General features: G+C 55.1%; 13 protein-coding genes and 1 pseudogene. 10 read left to right on the plus strand and 4 right to left on the minus strand.

From position 1 onward, the window contains the following. The 3 genes from CPT76_RS30125 to CPT76_RS30135 form a co-directional block, all read right to left on the minus strand. Window positions 1–986: Ger(x)C family spore germination protein (locus CPT76_RS30125; RefSeq protein WP_105445489.1), on the minus strand; the 986-nt coding region annotated here is incomplete at its 3' end. After that, on the minus strand, window positions 976–2073 hold the full coding sequence (locus tag CPT76_RS30130; protein ID WP_105445490.1) for a GerAB/ArcD/ProY family transporter: 1098 nt from the start codon (window positions 2071–2073) through the stop codon (window positions 976–978). The genes CPT76_RS30130 and CPT76_RS30125, both read right to left, overlap by 11 nt. 15 nt (window positions 2074–2088) lie before the next feature. Further along, window positions 2089–3573, minus strand: a complete 1485-nt coding sequence (locus CPT76_RS30135) for a spore germination protein (protein ID WP_105445491.1) — start codon at window positions 3571–3573, stop codon at window positions 2089–2091. Between the two features lie 142 nt (window positions 3574–3715). Here CPT76_RS30135 and CPT76_RS37990 point away from each other — a divergent pair, with 142 nt between their 5' ends. The 4 genes from CPT76_RS37990 to CPT76_RS30150 all read left to right on the plus strand — a co-directional run bounded on the left by CPT76_RS37990 (window position 3716) and on the right by CPT76_RS30150 (window position 7627). Next, window positions 3716–3886, plus strand: coding sequence for a hypothetical protein (locus CPT76_RS37990; RefSeq protein ID WP_181153136.1), 171 nt, complete (start codon window positions 3716–3718; stop codon window positions 3884–3886). A 123-nt stretch (window positions 3887–4009) separates the two neighbouring features. After that, window positions 4010–4909 carry an ROK family protein gene (locus CPT76_RS30140; RefSeq protein ID WP_181153138.1) on the plus strand — a complete coding sequence of 300 codons (900 nt, stop codon included), beginning with the start codon at window positions 4010–4012 and terminating at the stop codon, window positions 4907–4909. A 210-nt stretch (window positions 4910–5119) separates the two neighbouring features. Next, window positions 5120–5536 (plus strand): MarR family winged helix-turn-helix transcriptional regulator, encoded by a 417-nt coding sequence (locus CPT76_RS30145; RefSeq protein WP_258168971.1) that lies wholly within the window; start codon window positions 5120–5122, stop codon window positions 5534–5536. A 117-nt stretch (window positions 5537–5653) separates the two neighbouring features. Continuing rightward, a complete protein-coding gene (locus CPT76_RS30150) occupies window positions 5654–7627 on the plus strand; it encodes an FUSC family protein (RefSeq protein ID WP_258168991.1) in 1974 nt (657 codons plus the stop codon). A gap of 210 nt (window positions 7628–7837) precedes the next feature. On the opposite strand, the gene CPT76_RS30155 is transcribed toward CPT76_RS30150, so the two are convergent. Beyond that, on the minus strand, window positions 7838–8737 hold the full coding sequence (locus CPT76_RS30155) for a LysR family transcriptional regulator (protein WP_105445494.1): 900 nt from the start codon (window positions 8735–8737) through the stop codon (window positions 7838–7840). Between the two features lie 395 nt (window positions 8738–9132). Between CPT76_RS30155 and thrC the strand changes: the two genes are divergently transcribed. From thrC to CPT76_RS37995, 6 genes and pseudogenes are all read left to right on the plus strand, one after another. After that, a complete protein-coding gene (gene thrC, locus CPT76_RS30160) occupies window positions 9133–10365 on the plus strand; it encodes a threonine synthase (RefSeq protein ID WP_105445495.1) in 1233 nt (410 codons plus the stop codon). 220 nt (window positions 10366–10585) lie between these two features. Continuing rightward, complete coding sequence (locus tag CPT76_RS30165; RefSeq protein ID WP_105445496.1) at window positions 10586–12097, plus strand: FAD-dependent oxidoreductase; 1512 nt, start codon at window positions 10586–10588, stop codon at window positions 12095–12097. Between the two features lie 425 nt (window positions 12098–12522). Continuing rightward, the gene (gene bioB, locus CPT76_RS30170) at window positions 12523–13536 is read left to right on the plus strand and encodes a biotin synthase BioB (RefSeq protein WP_258168974.1); all 1014 of its coding nucleotides are present in this window, start codon (window positions 12523–12525) and stop codon (window positions 13534–13536) included. Window positions 13537–13737: 201 nt separating this feature from the next. After that, window positions 13738–14355 (plus strand): TetR/AcrR family transcriptional regulator, encoded by a 618-nt coding sequence (locus CPT76_RS30175; RefSeq protein ID WP_105445497.1) that lies wholly within the window; start codon window positions 13738–13740, stop codon window positions 14353–14355. Between the two features lie 77 nt (window positions 14356–14432). Then, complete coding sequence (locus CPT76_RS30180; protein ID WP_105445498.1) at window positions 14433–15491, plus strand: MMPL family transporter; 1059 nt, start codon at window positions 14433–14435, stop codon at window positions 15489–15491. Continuing rightward, window positions 15452–16395: pseudogene (locus tag CPT76_RS37995) on the plus strand (MMPL family transporter); the annotation flags it as partial. The gene CPT76_RS30180 and the pseudogene CPT76_RS37995, both read left to right, overlap by 40 nt.

The raw sequence follows: 16395 nt of genomic DNA on the forward strand, positions 1-16395 counted from the left end.
ATCGGGTCGGATTTTTTCTCCTGCATGTGGTCGATCAGCTTCTGGCACTTCCGGTTAATGGTTTTTTCCAGCTCTGCCTCCAGCTTTCGCTGATCGGTCCGCTTCTTCATGTCGAGTGCTCCGATATACTCCAGCAGCGAGCCCGACAGCCTGATACGGAGGGCGACCTGAATCGGCCTGCCCTCGCGGATGTCCCGGGTCGAGAGAACCTTGATCCTCCGCTTGCTGGACAGGTACTCCAGCGTCGCCTGCTCTTCCGCGTTCCGATCCGTTTGAATGCCGACGTTTAAATCGCCGGCACGGACCCCGTGATGGAGCAGGGCGAAGAACATCCGGTCATCCGCGTCGATTTTCCCGACATACTGATCGTTTTTGAACAGGGCGATGCCGTCAATGGACAGAGAATCTTTCTCTTCCTTTAAGATCGTGGCGACCGGGTCAATGCCATCGTCATAGTAGTCTCTGGTGAATGTATACAAGGAGGTGTCGGGAATTTCACCGGCTTTGGCCTCGGTCCGGATCAGCGTGTCGATATATTCCCCTGCAGTGGGGCCCTGGGGATAATCGTTGCGGATCAGGATGTGATGCGGGTCGGATTCCGCCACGATAATATGCAGGCGCGAGCCGATGGACGGGTCCCGGGTCAGCGTGTCCATGTTGCTCCAAACGCCTCTTCTCGCGAGCCTCTCGCCGAAAACGACCTGCCGCAGCTGCCCGTTGGCCAAGCGGCGGTTGTTCTGCCGGTCAAAGATCATTTTGGCCTTTTTCCCTGATTCTGCCATGGTAGAATAGACAATCGCATCCTCGTGATTGGACTTCGGGATGCTGACGGTTACCCTTAATTTGGTGTTTTCTCCTTCCCCGGATAAATCATAAGCAATCGTCCGGACGAAACCCGCCCTCTCGATAATATGCTGGTCGGTGCATCCCGTGAGCAGCAGGATCACGGCAGCCAGCGTCATCAGCAGGCGCTTGTTAATGTTCATGACCGTTCATCCTTTCCCGAAGCTTCTGAATTAGGAGCACCATGATCAGCAGTGCAGGCAAGATGAAGGCAATGCCGATCTCCGTGAAAAGCACACGCCGGAGCTGATATTCCGACTGGGACAAGTACTTGGAATAAAACCCGACGATAAATACCCCGAGCACGATCAAAAACTCGAGGCGCTTGGGGCGGGTCTTGGGAAAGATCCGCTTGACCATGGACAGGGACGCAAACGAAAACATCGTGGTCGATATCAGATTGCCGAATACAAAAATGACAAACACCAGGTTTTCCACCCGGTTAATAAACGGCATCTCAATAAAATCCAGCATATCGATGATCGGGTACAGCAGGGATTGAAGCTGCTGAAAGCTGAAGAAGCCAAACGCCGTCAGCAGGACGATCACCTGAGCCAGTGCAGTCAGCAGATGACCGTACAGAACCCCCTTGAACAATTTGCTCTTTTTGTTGACATAAGGGAATAGAAAGATGCACAGCTCATAGCCAATAAAGGAGGTATACACCTCGGCCCAATTGTGAAGAACCTGCCCCCCGGCAGGATCCTCAAAAAAATAAGACGTGAGGCGGACAAGCTTCCACTCGCGCGCCTGGTAGGACGTCAGCAATAAGGTCCACCAAGTCATAAATGCAAACACCGTGGCTGCTTTGCCGATGCTGTAAACAGGCTTGATGAGCAGGAAATACACCATAATACAGAACAGCAAAAAGATAAACGTTACATTGGATGTCTGGAACGAAATCATCTGGAAGATCAGAAAGAAGTTTTTTCCGACAAAGGAAGCGATCATGATATAAAAGACGGCCAATCCTGCATATACCGGGTAGAGAATCCATTTGGACAGGGATTTCTCCAGAATGTCGAACATGGACCGTCCCTTCCCCATGCGATAGACGACCAAATACAGCAAAATATTGCCGGTGGATACCAAGGCAAGAAAGATATATCCCACCCAGCCGTTGGTTCCCATGTTCTCCGCTACCAGCCGCGGCAGGGCGAACAGGACGATGTTGTTCTCGATCATATAGATCAAGGTCGCAATATGAAAAGCGCTTAATTTCTCGTTCACAGTCCATCACCGCCGCTATTTCCGCATTTTGTTGATTTTCTTGTTGGGGGTTCTCACTATCGTCGGCCGGCTGCGCAAAGCCCAAAACGGCCCCCGGATATAAGTGTCCAGCATGTCCTTAAAGTTGATTGGGGCCAGGGGTGTGAGATAAGAGGTCCCCATGTTCGTGACTCCCGCCAAATGGATCACAACCATGCCGATGGCCATTAGCAGACCAAGGTTCCCCAGAATACCGGCCATGATGATCAGTCCGAACCGGATGAGACGGATCGATGCACTCATGATGTAACTCGGGATGACGAAGGAAGCGATCGCTGATGTCGCGACGGCAATGATCAGGATGTTGCTCGTAAACCCGGCCTGAACTGCAGCCTGACCGATGACAATACCGCCGACGATGCCGATGGTCTGTCCGACCTTCGTCGGCAGCCGGGCGCCGGCTTCCCGCAGCAGCTCGATTGTCGTTTCCATGAGCAGCGCTTCGAGCAGCGGGGGAAACGGGACCTTGGCCCGGGACTCCGTCAAGTTGAGCAGCATCGTGTGCGGGATCATTTCATAATGGTAGGTTGTGACAGATACGTAGAAGGCGGTAAAGGAAATCGTAATCAGGAAGCCGATCAACCGCAAAAAGCGCAGGGCGGTGCCGATCAGCCATCGCTGGTAGTAGTCGTCCGGCGATGAGAAGAAATCGAAGAAGGCGGTCGGGCAGGTAAAGCCCGATGGACTGCCATCCACAAATCCGGCGACCCGCCCGGCGACCAGCTTGGACACGATTGCATCCGGACGCTCGGTCGTCATAAATTGCGGAAAGATGGAGTTGGGATTCTCATCGATGAACTGTATCAGCATATTGGAATCGGTAACGGCGTTATATTCAATCCTTTGGATCCGCCTGATCAGCTCGTCGACAATTTCCTGATTGGCGAGCCCTTCTATATAAGCGATGACGACGACGTTTTTGGCGACTTCCCCGACCTCCAGCTTAATGAACTTTAAATGGGAGCTCTTCAGCCTTTGGCGCAGGACACCGAGGTTCTGTCCAATATTCTCCACGAAGCCGTCATGGGGACCGGAGATGACCGTTTCGGTCTCGGATTGTTCAATGCTGCGGCCGGCCGGTTTGGCGATATCGACCAAATAAGTGCTGCCTCGGAAGAAAACAGCTGCCTTGCCGTTTAGAATGCCGTTGATGCACTCTTTGCTGTCTACGACGACGACATATTGGGAACGGCTAAGGACGGTTTTGACTTGTTCTTCGTCCGCATCGGTAAAGGGCTGGATGATTTCCTGCAGCAGTTGGTCATTGCCGACGAGAAAAGCCAAATAGATGACATCCACTTTGCAATGCGGGTAGGTTCGGTGGATAAAATCCATCGAGTTTTCGAACTGACGGATCGTGTGCTCAAGCGAAGGATGCTCATTTTTTTCCGGCTCTTTGACAGTGGTTTGCTCTTGTTCTCCAGCCACAAAAAAATGCTTAATTTTTGCAAATATGTCCATAAATCACACCTCGTGGGTATTCTATCCAATCGCGGTACAGTTATACGCGACCAGGTACAGGCTGCAGAGGTTGCTGTTTGATCACAGAACAGAGGGGTAGTGTATGAAGTAGGGGATAAACTTCAAAGGAGGCGGGCCGGGGATGAAAGATTACCGGGAACTATATATTCGGGGGATATTGGATATAGCGGAGGAGCATGGGCTGGATTATACGAGGGAGAAGCTGGAACCCATGCCTGAAGACGAGCTGATTGCGCTCCGGGACCGGCTGAGAATGAAATATGAGAACATCCATTTCAAGCGGTACTGTTGAGGGGGTGCAGGTACGATTGTAGTAAGTGAAGTATTTCTCCTTTTATGAATTTATTTATGGAGAAAATATCTAGTCATTGCTATAATGGAAGCATCTGAGCAGGATCGAAGGGATGTGCGATACATGAAAGCAATTGGCCTGGATATTGGCGGAACTTCCATCAAGGGCATGGTGCTCGATAGGAGCGGACAGGTGCTCGACCTCGGTAAAATCGCGACCGATGCGAAGCAGGGGAAAGACCGGATTATGGCCAACATGCATTCGCTTCTGCGTGAGCTGCTGGAAAGAAACGGGGATGTGACCGGTATCGGTATCGGCACCGCCGGCCGGGTCGACGTTCACACCGGAAGGATTGTGTATGCGACCGACAATTTGCCGGGCTGGCAGGGAACGGAGCTGAAGGCGATCCTTGAGCAGGCATACGGGCGGCCGGTCTTTGTCGATAACGACGCCAACACGGCCCTCGTCGGAGAGGCCTGGTTGGGAGCGGGCAAGGGGATTCCCGACATCACCATGCTTACCCTGGGCACTGGCGTAGGCGGGGCGAACATGGTGGGCACTGAACTGTTCAGGGGGGCTGGCTGGAACGGCGGAGAATGGGGACATACCATTCTCATACCCGGGGGCCGGCCATGCAACTGTGGCCAGCGGGGCTGCGTGGAGCAATATCTGTCTGGGACGGCGCTGGTTTCCCTTGCGGCTGAGGCTGCAGGCGTATCCTATCCGTCAGGGGTTGAGGTGCTGGGGGACTTTAAGCGAGGGCTTCCGGCTGTTGTGAAGGTTGTCAACGAATACGTCCGAAATTTAGGTGTGCTGCTGCACAATATTCATATCGGCCTCAACCCCGGTGTGATCGTCATTGGCGGAGGCTTGACCGATTCACGGGAAATCTGGTGGCCGCTGCTTGATGAATGTCTCTCCAGCTTAAGTCCGGGGATCGATGTCCGCCCGGCACAGCTCGGCAACCAGGCAGGAGCGATCGGGGCGGCCAGGCTAATTTTGAACCAACTGGAAAGAGAATAGAACTACATAGCATGGCAGTCATTCGGGTAGAGTGGCTGCTTTTTGGCGTATGGCGTACATTTTTTTGAAAACCGGATGTATCCCCTTACACCTGTACTGCGCATGATGTAGGGGAAGGGATGGGATTGGATAAATAGTTTGTATGTTAATTATGTGTTTACAAATATTATTTACAAAAAACATTTTTGGCTGTAAAGTGAAAAGAAGAACATGCTCAAGAGAAGGGACGATCCGGCCGTGAACAAGGGAGACTACGAGGATCTGTACGGACAATTTGTTTCCAGAACCAGCCGCGCGCTGAACCGGTACATGGCGTTACATTTAAAGGATGACGATATTACCCCGGAACAATGGACGGTCATTAAGCGGCTCAGTGAGCAGGACGGCATTACGCAGAAGGATCTTGCATGGATTGCCGATAAAGACCAGGCGAACCTGACGAAGATTCTGGACATCCTGGAACGTAAACATCTCGTGCGCCGCAGCCGAAATGAAGAGGACCGGCGGTCGTTCTTGATCTATATCACGGGAGGTGCTCGCCGGCATTCCCGAGGCGGAGCTGGCCCTGTTCAGCGAGATGCTGAAGCGAATCAACCGGAATATCGGAGCGAGCGGTCCGTTCGTTGATGAATATGAGGCTGAGCAGTGATGAAACGGTACAGATGAAAAGGTAGAACGTACCGCATTGAATGGGTGCGAATAAATATGGAATCTAAGAGAAAGAGATGATGCGAATTGAATACGATGCATACTTATCCGGGGGTACGAGCGGTTCACAAGGGCCCGGCTCCCGGAACCGTCCGGGACGCGTTCCGCATCCGGCGGATGCCGCTGCAGTGGTTCCGGGGGATCGGCTCGGCCGTTGCGGCAGGTGTGCCTACGCTGGTTGGCGCGCTGACCGGACATCTTGATTACGGGCTGTGCGCCTCAATCGGGGGCTTTGCTTTTCTGTACGTGGGCAGCGAAACGTACCGGCAGCGGGCGATCAAGCTGGCCTGTGTGGCCCTGGGCCTGTCGCTTACCTTTGGTCTTGGGTCGCTCTCGGCGGCAACCCCGTGGCTGATGGTGCTGCTGTTTGGCTTGATCGGTGCCCTTGCCGTATTCGGCTTCGGCGCATTTCAAATGGCCGGACCGTCAGCCATGTTCTTCATTCTGACCTTCTCGGTCGGAACGAGTCTGCCGTACGATCTGCACGCCCTGCCGCTGCGAACCTTGCTCGTGCTGACCGGCGGAGCCTTTGCCTGGATGGTGGGAATGAGCGGTTGGCTGCTTCGTCCTCATGGGCCGGAGACCAAAGCGGTCGCCGGGGCTTACCGGAGCCTGGCCGCCTTTGTGGATGCGATCGGAACCGATTTGTACCCGGAGAAAAGATACCAGGCGGCCGTTCAGCTTCGAGCAGCCGACGCTGCCGTGTCCGGCGGGGAGCTGCGCTGGCGCCGGAATTACGGGCCGACGCTGCGCCTGATGGCATTGACCCGGAAGGCCAATGAGATGTTTATGGCGGCCGTCGAAATCTCGCTGGACCGCCAGGCGGCGAAGGTGCCGGAAGGGACGGCGGCGTCCCTTCTCTCGATTGCGGATCGCTTGCAGCATCCGCAGCAGGAGATGCTGCAGCCCAAGGCGGCTGCGGACATCCCGAACGGGCATGTCCGGCGCATGTCCGGGCTGCTGAACGAGGCGGCCGCCATCTGCCTGGGGGAAGATGCAGGCCGCGGAACGGCGGAGGAAGTGACCCTTCCTCCCTCTTTTTCCTTGCGCCGTCTCTTATCCGGCGCTCTGAATCCGCACTCGGCGCTGCTCCATACCTCGCTTCGGTACGGCATCATGATTGCCGTCGCTGCTGCGGTCGCCTACTCGCTGGATTTGAACCGGTCCTACTGGGTGCCGCTTTCTTGCACGGCGGTGATGCTCGGTACGACGGTGCTCGGCACGGCTCACCGGGCCATCCAGCGGACGGCGGGCACCGTCGTCGGGCTGTTTCTCGGCGCCTTTATTCTGTCGCTGCGGCCCGAGGGCATTTTTATCGCATTGATCATGGCTGTTCTTCAATTTATTATCGAACTGATTTACTTGCGCAATTACGCCCTGGCCGTCATCTTCATCACGCCGAGCTCGCTGCTGATCGCAGAGAGCAGCCATCCGGATATGGCGGTAAGCTTCTTCATCTCGGCCCGGTTGACCGATATTCTGATCGGGAGCGCCATCGGCATCATCGGCATGCTTCTCCTCTGGAGACGCGCCTCTTCCAGCAAGCTGCCGCGGGCGCTCGCAGGCGTCATCCGGATGGAAGGAAAATTGCTGGAGAGCATCCTGTCCTCCTCCCCCTCAAGTAGGGTTACCACATGGACGAACGAGCTGGAAACTTCTCTTATCCGGCTGCGCCTGCTTTATGACGGTGCGCTGGCCGAGTCGGTGGGCCGGCGGAATCAGGCCAGCTCCTGGTGGCCTGCGCTGGATGCGGTGCAGCACATCGGTTACGCGCTGATCACAGCAGCCGGGAACGCCCACAGCCATGCCGCACCGGATGAAGCGTCATCGGACTGCAGCCTGTTCTTTGAACAGATGGCTCAGGCTGCCGAGCGGCAGCTCACGCCTAAGCCGGCAAACATCCCAGCGCTCAGCTCCATCCCCGTGCTGCAGCATGAACTGGCCGGGCTTCATGAAGCGCTGCAGATCCGAGACCGCACGGCGCAGTCCCCTGCCATCAAATCATCATAATGTCCCCTCTTCGGCAAGCCGTATGGACTTTATGTCCCGCGGTTTGCCTTTCCTTATCTTATCTATCTCTATCTCATCACATCTCATCTCATCACATCTCATCACATCTCATCTCATCTCATCTCATCTACCTTTAACTCTAACCTCCAGCCTTTACCGCCACCACCAGCCGTTCTTCGACAAAGCTTCCTATAGTTGTACTAAAAAAGACTACGCTTTTCGACAAGTTATGACTTGGCCAAAATCATATCGATGAACCGCTGTGCAGGGGGGAGAGGCCTCCTCCTTCCGGGTGTAGATGGAGACCGGATTCGTCATATGCACGCCGTCGACTTCCACCCGGGAAATGACGCCTGCCGCGATATGTTCGCGGGTCTCCAGCAGCGACAGAAAGGCCGCGCCGTAACCCTCCATCACGACCCGCAGCGTTTCGTTCAGACCGTTCATCTGCAGCCCGACCGGCGGGGCGGGCAGATGGCGGGCAGAGCATAGTGCGATCAGCTGCTCTCTGCCGAAACTGCCCTCCTCGCGGTAGATGAACGGCTCCTGCAGCATCTCTTCCAGGGTGACCCGGGCGCCGGCCAGAGGATGCCCCTTATGAACGATAAAGCACATTTCGTCCTCATACCAAGGGGTGCGCAGCAGAAGCGGATGGTCCAGCCGGATGCCGCCGATAAAGGCGATCTCCGCGCGGTAATGCAGCAGCAGATCGGCGGCCTGGCTGGAATTGGCGGTGCTGAGCTCGACGCCGACGCCGGGATAAGCGCGTTTGTAGCGGGCAATCCACTTGGGGAGCAGGAAGTTGGCCGGAAGATAGGTGGCCGCCAAGTGAAGCTTGCCGGCGCTGCCCGCCTTCAGCTGCTCCAGGGTCTCCTCGATATGGCCTTCCAGCTCGAACAGCCGCCGGGCTTCGGCGGCCAGATGTCTGCCGGCCTCTGTCAGCATGACGCCCCGCCCTTGGGGAATCAGCAGGCGGAGGCCGATTTCGCGTTCCAGCTTTTTAATTTGGGCCGTCACGGCGGGCTGGCTGAGATGCAGAGCCTCGGCTGCGAGAGTTACGCTTCCGAGGGAAGCGGCTTGGTAGAAGAGGCGAAGCGCATGCAGGTTCATGGAAATTCTCCTTTACGAGGTTGTTCAAAAGGTCCGCTTTTGATCACGAAGTAAATCGGGAAGCTGATTCGGCATCGAATCTTGAATTCAGCCGGGCCTTCCGGTGCTCACGTACCCACTACGTACGCTCTGCTCCTCAGTCCCTTGCTTCATCCAATTCAAGTGTTTTGAAAAAACACACATCGGAAGCATAAACCTCGGTGCTGAAAACCGGCCTTTTTGGACTCGCACTTTACATAGGGATTAGAGATCCAGGTCTATTCATAATTGAAATTTATGTTTTATGAAAAACAATATATTAGATTTATACCATAACAGAGCATATTCTAAGCTTAAATTACAGGCGGGTGCAACCATTTGAGGAAGCACAACGTCAAAATAGGAGGAATTTGTCAATGAGGCTGAAATGCGTGGATTGCGGCAGCAGTTATCCCCTGGAGCCGATTCAGGTTCGATGCGGGTGCGGCGGGCTGCTGGAAGTGGAGCAGAACCTGGCGCTGGTCGATGCCGAGCTTCTGAAGCGGCAGTTTCAGGAGCGCCTGTCCGAACGGATGGGGGTCTATGCCAGCGGCGTATGGCGGTATAAAGAATTAATTTTTCCGGAACTTCCGGACGAATATATTGTTACTAAATATGAAGGCAACACCGGAATGTACGCTCCGGAGCCGATTCGCGAAACGCTGGGAATCCGCGGGCTGTACTTCAAAGCGCAGAGCGAGAATCCGAGCGGCTCATTCAAGGATAACGGGATGACCGTGGCCGTGTCGCATGGTCGTTCTCTCGGGTACTCCGCATTTGCGTGCACCTCGACGGGCAATACCTCCTCATCGCTCGCCATGTATGCAGCCATGGGAAGGAGCCGGGCGTATGTATTCGTCCCCAATCGGAAGGTATCCGCAAACAAGGTGCTGCAGACTCAGGCTTATGGCGCCCGGGTCCTCAGCTTTGACGGCACGTATGATGACGGAATCCGCTTCCTGGAGAAGCGGGGCGAGGAGTTGGGGTTGTACGTCTGCAACTCGGTGAACCCGCTGCGGATTGAGGGTCAGAAGAGCATCATTTATGAAATCGCCCAGACGCTCGGCTGGAGTCTGCCGGACTGGATCATCATTCCCGGTGGCGCGCTCAGCAACGTGTCTGCACTTGGCAAAGGGCTGGCTGATTTGAAAAGCCTCGGGTTCATCCCGTCGGTGCCGCGGATCGCACTGATCCAGGCGGAAGGGGCCAGTCCCTTCCACCGCATGATGGCTTCGGGAAGCCCGGTGCTGACGCCGGAACCCCGGCCGGATACGCTGGCCTCGGCACTGAACATCGGCAACCCGCCGAGCTGGAAAAAAGCGCGCAGCGTGCTGAAGATGAGCGGCGGCGTAACCTGCTCCGTCACCGATGCGGAAATTCTCGCCGCCAAGGCGCAGATCGACCGGAGCGGAATCGGATGCGAGCCGGCATCGGCGGCGACACTCGCCGGATTGCAGAAGCTGATCGCAGAGAAGACGATTACCAAGGATGAGACGGCGGTCTGCATTTTGACGGGAAACCTTCTGAAGGATACCGATGTGCTGAAGGAAAGCTTTCAGGACATTCCGGTTGACTTGTCGGGTTCGGACTGGGAGGCGCTGCTCCGGTAAACTTAAGCCGCATTTCCTAAAGCCGGCGGAGGGTGACTGAGGGAATGACCGCAAACATACGGGGAGCGTTTTTGGGGCATCTTTTATGGAAAGGTTCGCCTGCTCTGACGTTGCCTTCTAATATCCGTCACGGGTATTGATAACCAAGACGCTGTGGCACCCGCATGATTAGATGTTTTCCAGACACGATTACAAAGGGATAAGGGGCGCATGCTTTTTCATGATCAATAAGAGGAAATTCGTATATTTCGTCCTTGTTCCACTCCTGCTTATAGGGCTGGTTATTTCATTGACGCCGACATCCCTGTTCCATGAGGCCGCGACGGCTCAGGTGGATGCTCCCGTAAGGACGGGGGGCACAGCGGGAACGCAGGGCAAGCAAGCGCAGGGCACGCACACACAGAGCAAGTATTACGACGTCGTCGTCATCGGCAGTGAAATACAGGGGGTGCTGCTGGCCCGGGAAGCGCAAAAGCAGGGGCTCAGCGTTCTGATTCTCGATCCGCGGAGCAAGCCGGGCGGCGAGCTGATTCAGGGGCAGATGATGTTTCTGGACGAGCCGCATGACGCCAAGAAGCGGAGCCTGGTCCAGGGCGAGATCAAAACCTTGTTTGACGGCTACAACAGCGGGAAGATCCGGAAGACGGCCGATTTTAACCGGTACTATAACCGACTGATCAAGGGAATTCCGGTCCAAAGCGGAATCACGGTCAAGTCCGTCACGGCTGCGGCTTCCGGCGGCAGCAAAAAGCTGCTGAAATCCTTGACGTACCGGGATCCTCAAGGCAGCGTCGTTACGGTAGAGGCGGGCTATTGGGTGGAAAATACGGACTTTAATGCCCTGACCGGCAAGCTCAATGCGAAGCGGATTACCGGGATGGAGCGCATTTCAAAGGTCGGCCATCCCGACTACATGGCGGCCACGATGATGCTGAAGTTCAAGCATGTGAACTGGAGCAAGCTCCACCAGGCCGTGCTGGACGACTACCCGTTGACCAACGTCCGGGATAAGTACGGCGGAAATACGTATGTCGATTGGGATTTTGCCACCGGGTTCAGCAACATCACGCTCAAATACAAGCCGCGCGATCCGCAGCTGCTGCTGAGAGGAATGAACACCTCTTATCAGAAGGGCGGCGAAGCCATTATGAACTCCCTTCTGATCTTCGACGTCAATCCTTCCGATCCGAAGTCGGTGCAGACCGCCCTGGATAAAGCACAGGCAGAGGCTCCGTTCATCCTGCAATTTTTGAGGAAGAACATCCCGGGATTCGACCGGGCCGAGCTGAACGGCTTTCCGGATTATTTGTATATCCGTGACTATAACCGGTTCGAAACGGATTATATTTTGACCTTCTCGGACGTCATGAACAGCCGGATGTTCTGGGACAACGTCAGCATCGGCGGTTATGCGCTGGATTTGCAGGGAACCCGGACGGTGCCGAAGGGCATCCATCTCGGGCAGCCGGACCGCTACGGCATTCCGCTGCGCTCTTTTGAGCTGAAGGGCTATAACAACGTCCTGGTGATCGGCAAAAATATCGGGGCAGCCATCGAGGCCTACGGCAGTGCACGCATCATGCCGAACACCGCCCTGGCGGCGCAGACAATCGGCATTATTTTGGGCAGGGAGCTGAAGCAGGGCAAGCACCTGCACGACCTGAACCAGGAAGACTTCAAACGGATTCATCAGTACTTGAAAAAGGAATATCATATTAAAGTAGACGGATAAGGAACGCGTTAGGATATTCGGGCGCTGCCCCTCGTCCCCGGTGTTCTTTACCATCCAACCGGTACCATCTGCGGTAATCTGGATCATCTGTGTGTCAAAAAAGGCAGGGAGCTAAGGCTCTCTGCCTTTTTGCGCCATTCGTGAAAGGTATCCCTTCGGGAACCGGTGCCGCTTGGAGAACAACAGCGTCTCGCGGCTGCCTTTGGTAGGTGCGGTAGAGTCACCTGCAGGGGAGATGCAAAATCAGAGACAGTGGATTACCTTTTTCGCGCATTTACAGCGGATGATGGATCTGCTAGAATAGCGGTAAATTAATTGTCAACCAACATACCGATATTTTGGTTGACAATTAACGAGTAGCAAATAGACCGATGTAACGACTTAACGAATACCGAAAATATAACAGCTCGAAGGGATGATAACCTATGCAGAAGGACATGGTTCTGAGAAGCCCGGTACGGCAGGACTGGCAGGCGTTGGCCGACAAGGCGCTGAATGGGCAGCGGCTTACCATGGAAGAGGGACTGGCCGTATTAAACGCACCGAACGATGAGATTCTGGGACTGATGCAGGCTGCTTTTACGGTAAGAAAGCATTACTACGGCCTGAAGGTGAAGCTTAACATGATCTTAAACGCCAAGAGCGGGCTGTGTCCCGAGGACTGCGGCTACTGCTCCCAATCCATCGTATCTACGGCGCCGATCGAGAAGTACAGCCTACTGGATAAAGAGACGGTGCTTGCCGGAGCCCGGGAGGCTCTTGCGCGTAAAGCGGGTACATACTGCATCGTGGCCTCCGGCCGGGGCCCGACGCCGAGGGAGCTGGATCAAGTAGTGGAGGCGGTTCAGGAAATCCGGGAGACGATGCCGCTTAAAATTTGTGCCTGCCTTGGGCTGCTAAAGGACGGGCAGGCCGAGAAACTGGCTGAGGCAGGGGTGCATCGGTATAACCACAACCTCAACACGAGCCAAGCGAATTATAGCCGCATTACCACAACGCACACCTATGACGACCGGGTGGACACAGTGCAGAAGGCCAAAGCCTCCGGTTTGTCCCCCTGCTCCGGGGTCATTATCGGCATGGGCGAAAGCGACGAGGATATCGTCGGCATGGCCTACGCCTTGCGGGAACTGGACGCCGATTCGATCCCGATTAACTTTTTGAACGCGATTCCGGGGACGCCTTTAGAGCAGGCCGGACGTACGCCCGCGCTGAAGGCGCTGAAGGTGCTGGCTTTGTTCCGCCTCGTGTGCCCTTCCAAGGAGATCCGAGTGGCTGGCGGCCGGGAGCTGAACCTCCGTTCTCTGCAGCCGCTCGCGCTCTACGCAGCCAACTCGGTGTTCGTGGGCGACTACTTGACGACCGAAGGGCAGGACGTGCTTGCGGACCATGCGATGATCGAGGATCTCGGCTTTGAGATCGAGGAGCGGGCGGTCTAGCCGAGGATGCGGAGCCGAAGGGCAGGAATACGGGCAGGTGCTGCTACTTATCTGATCGAGGTGGCACATCACTAAGGGTGGAAGGGCAGCCCGACCGAAAGTCACTTCGATACATAAGTAGACCGACCACAACCGTTTGCCAGCAGGCGATGGAGCCGCTATAATAAACTCATTAATCTATCAGTAAACGGGTGTTTATTTATGCAAATTCTCAAAGATGACGTCCGCCAAAGTATTTTGAACGCCGCACTGGCCGAATTCAAGCAGCACGACTACGCCGATGCCTCCATGCGCCGTATTTCCGCCTCCGCCGGCATGACCACCGGGAATATCTACCGTTATTTTAAAAATAAAGAGGAGCTGTTCGAAGCGCTGGTCGGGCCGGTCTATGAGCGATGCATCGCCAACATCCTGGTCATTAAGGAGGAAGTGGACCAGAACTTCGCCAAAGGGACGGAGGCGAGCGACTGCCTTCAGATGGTCGAGAGTATTATTCTCGATCTGTTCGAGGAATCCAGCGCCGAGCTGATGATTTTGCTCAACCGCAGCACTGGTTCCAAATACGCCGGCGTGAAGGCAAGTATATGCGCTTTGGTCGTATCGATTCTGGAGAGCATGTTCCGCTTCGGTAAGGATGAGACCAGCGAGCTGACGCTGGAAGAGAAACAGACGGCCCAGATGCTGGGCGGAACCGTGGTGGAAGGCGTATGTCTGATTCTGCGCGATCATGAAGACGGGGAAACGGTCAAACGGCTGGTGAACCAGCTGGTATATCTGTACTACTTTGGCACCGATCATTGGAATAAGAAAAAGGGATGAATCCAAGGGATTCCCTTTTTTTCGCTCAAAAATGAACGCTTGTTTACTAAGGAAGTTGAAGGAGGAATATCAACAACATGCGGCAAATCATCAAGTGGCGCTGGGCGATTCTGGTGTTATGGCTGGTGGCGACGGTCCTGCTGACCGTGTTCCAGCCCAACGTGAACGCCATTCTCCAGCAGAGAGGCCAGGATCCCCTCGCCGAAGACAGCCCTTCCAAGGTTGCGGGGGCGCTGCTCAATAAAATGACCGGCCAGAGCGGGACCAGCGACATCGTGGTGTTCCACGAAGAAAACAAGCTGACCGATGAGGATATGAAGAGCATCGAGAGCGGCGTGATGAACATGAAGGCGAAGCAGTCTGAGCTTGGCATCACTGAAGTCCTGGACCCGTTCTCGATGCCTGAAGCCAAATCTCAGCTGATTTCGGAGGACGGCACGACCGTGATGGTCAGCTTCAGCCTGGACAAGAACGGGCGGGATATGGAAGAAATCACGGATCAGTTCAATCAGGCGCTGAAGTATGTCAAAGCGACATACTACCTGAGCGGCGAGGATTTTATCCAAAACGACTATATCAAGGCGTCCACGGCAGGAGTGGAGAAAAGCGCGGCGCTGACCGTTATTTTTATTCTCGTCGTGCTCATCGTCATGTTTCGGTCGATCGTGATCCCGTTTGTGTCTCTCCTTGCCGTAGGGATATCCTATCTCTGCTCGATGGGGATTGCGGCGCAGATTATCGATAAAATGAACTTCCCGGTCACCAGCGTGACCCAGATGCTGCTGGTACTCATCCTGTTCGGAATCGGGACGGATTATAACATTCTGCTGTTCAACCGTTTTAAAGAGGAGTTGTCGCATGGCAAATCCGTCGATGAAGCCATCGTCGCTTCCTACAGAACGGCGGGCAAAACGATCGTATACAGCATTCTTACCGTCTTTATTGCCTTTGCGGGACTCAGCTTCTCGGATTTCGGCATCTATAAATCGGCCAATGTGGTTGCGATCGGCACAGTGATCTTGGTGCTTGAAATTCTAACGCTGACACCGTTCCTGATGAAGACGCTCGGACCGAAGCTGTTCTGGCCGTCGAAAAGGTGGCGGGCCACAAGGAAAGCACCTTCCTGGCGAAGCTGACGGCAGTTTCCGTTAAGCATCCGGTCATCGTGACGGTCATCATCGTCATTCTGATGATTCCGGTGCTGCTGACCAGCGGCCAGAAGCTGTCCTTCGACCAGCTGAAGGAGCTGGGGGACGGCTATCCGTCGACCAAAGGCTTCAGCATCGTCGCTGATCATTTCAGCCGCGGCCAGGCGCTGCCGACGACTGTCGTCATCGAAGACGACAAGACGATGGACAATAACGACACACTTGGGGTCATCGATAAGCTCACCGAGAAGTTAAAAGGCATCGACGGGGTCAAGTCGGTATCAAGCGTAACCCAGCCGCAGTCGGAGCCTGTGGAGGACTTCTATATAAGCAGCCAGACGGAAACGGTGACGGACGGCATTTCGGCGTCCAAAAAAGGCGTGGACCAGATCAAGGACGGCCTGGACCAGATCGGCGATAAGCTGACGACGCCTGACTTCTCCAGCGCCAATCAGCTGGTGTCGGGTACGGGACAGGTCAAGCAGGGCTACGATCAAATTACGGATGCGATCTCGCAGGTGTCCGGCGGCATACAGCAGGGAGCAAGCGGTGCATCGGAGCTCAGCAAGGGCATCGCGAAGCTTGAAGCCGGCATGAACACCGTCAGCACCAATACGTCCAAAATCAACCAAGGACTCACCGAGCTGTCCAAAGGATACACTTCGCTCGCAGGCGGTTATGAACAGGTATCCGGACAGATTCCGCAAATTCAGCAGGGGCTTGCCGGCATGAATACGCTGATCGGCAATCTGGGTGACAGCCACAGCGAGCTGGCCGAAGATCCAAACTATATCCAGCTGAAGCAGACTGGCGAAGGACTCGTTACCGGTTTGGCGCAGCTTGACGGCGGTCTCAAGGAACTGAATGCGAATTATGCCAAGCTGAACGCATC

This window comes from Paenibacillus sp. AR247 (assembly GCF_002968895.1).
GTDB lineage: Bacteria > Bacillota > Bacilli > Paenibacillales > Paenibacillaceae > Paenibacillus_AQ > Paenibacillus_AQ favisporus.

Coding starts and splice junctions, on each gene's coding strand:
- bioB (WP_258168974.1), top strand. CDS start 12,523: ATGCAGAAGGACATGGTTCTGAGAAGCCCGGTACGGCAGGACTGGCAG.
- CPT76_RS30150 (WP_258168991.1), top strand. CDS start 5,654: ATGCATACTTATCCGGGGGTACGAGCGGTTCACAAGGGCCCGGCTCCC.
- CPT76_RS30135 (WP_105445491.1), bottom strand. CDS start 3,573: ATGGACATATTTGCAAAAATTAAGCATTTTTTTGTGGCTGGAGAACAA.
- thrC (WP_105445495.1), top strand. CDS start 9,133: ATGAGGCTGAAATGCGTGGATTGCGGCAGCAGTTATCCCCTGGAGCCG.
- CPT76_RS30140 (WP_181153138.1), top strand. CDS start 4,010: ATGAAAGCAATTGGCCTGGATATTGGCGGAACTTCCATCAAGGGCATG.
- CPT76_RS30165 (WP_105445496.1), top strand. CDS start 10,586: ATGATCAATAAGAGGAAATTCGTATATTTCGTCCTTGTTCCACTCCTG.
- CPT76_RS37990 (WP_181153136.1), top strand. CDS start 3,716: ATGAAAGATTACCGGGAACTATATATTCGGGGGATATTGGATATAGCG.
- CPT76_RS30155 (WP_105445494.1), bottom strand. CDS start 8,737: ATGAACCTGCATGCGCTTCGCCTCTTCTACCAAGCCGCTTCCCTCGGA.
- CPT76_RS30145 (WP_258168971.1), top strand. CDS start 5,120: ATGCTCAAGAGAAGGGACGATCCGGCCGTGAACAAGGGAGACTACGAG.
- CPT76_RS30180 (WP_105445498.1), top strand. CDS start 14,433: ATGCGGCAAATCATCAAGTGGCGCTGGGCGATTCTGGTGTTATGGCTG.
- CPT76_RS30175 (WP_105445497.1), top strand. CDS start 13,738: ATGCAAATTCTCAAAGATGACGTCCGCCAAAGTATTTTGAACGCCGCA.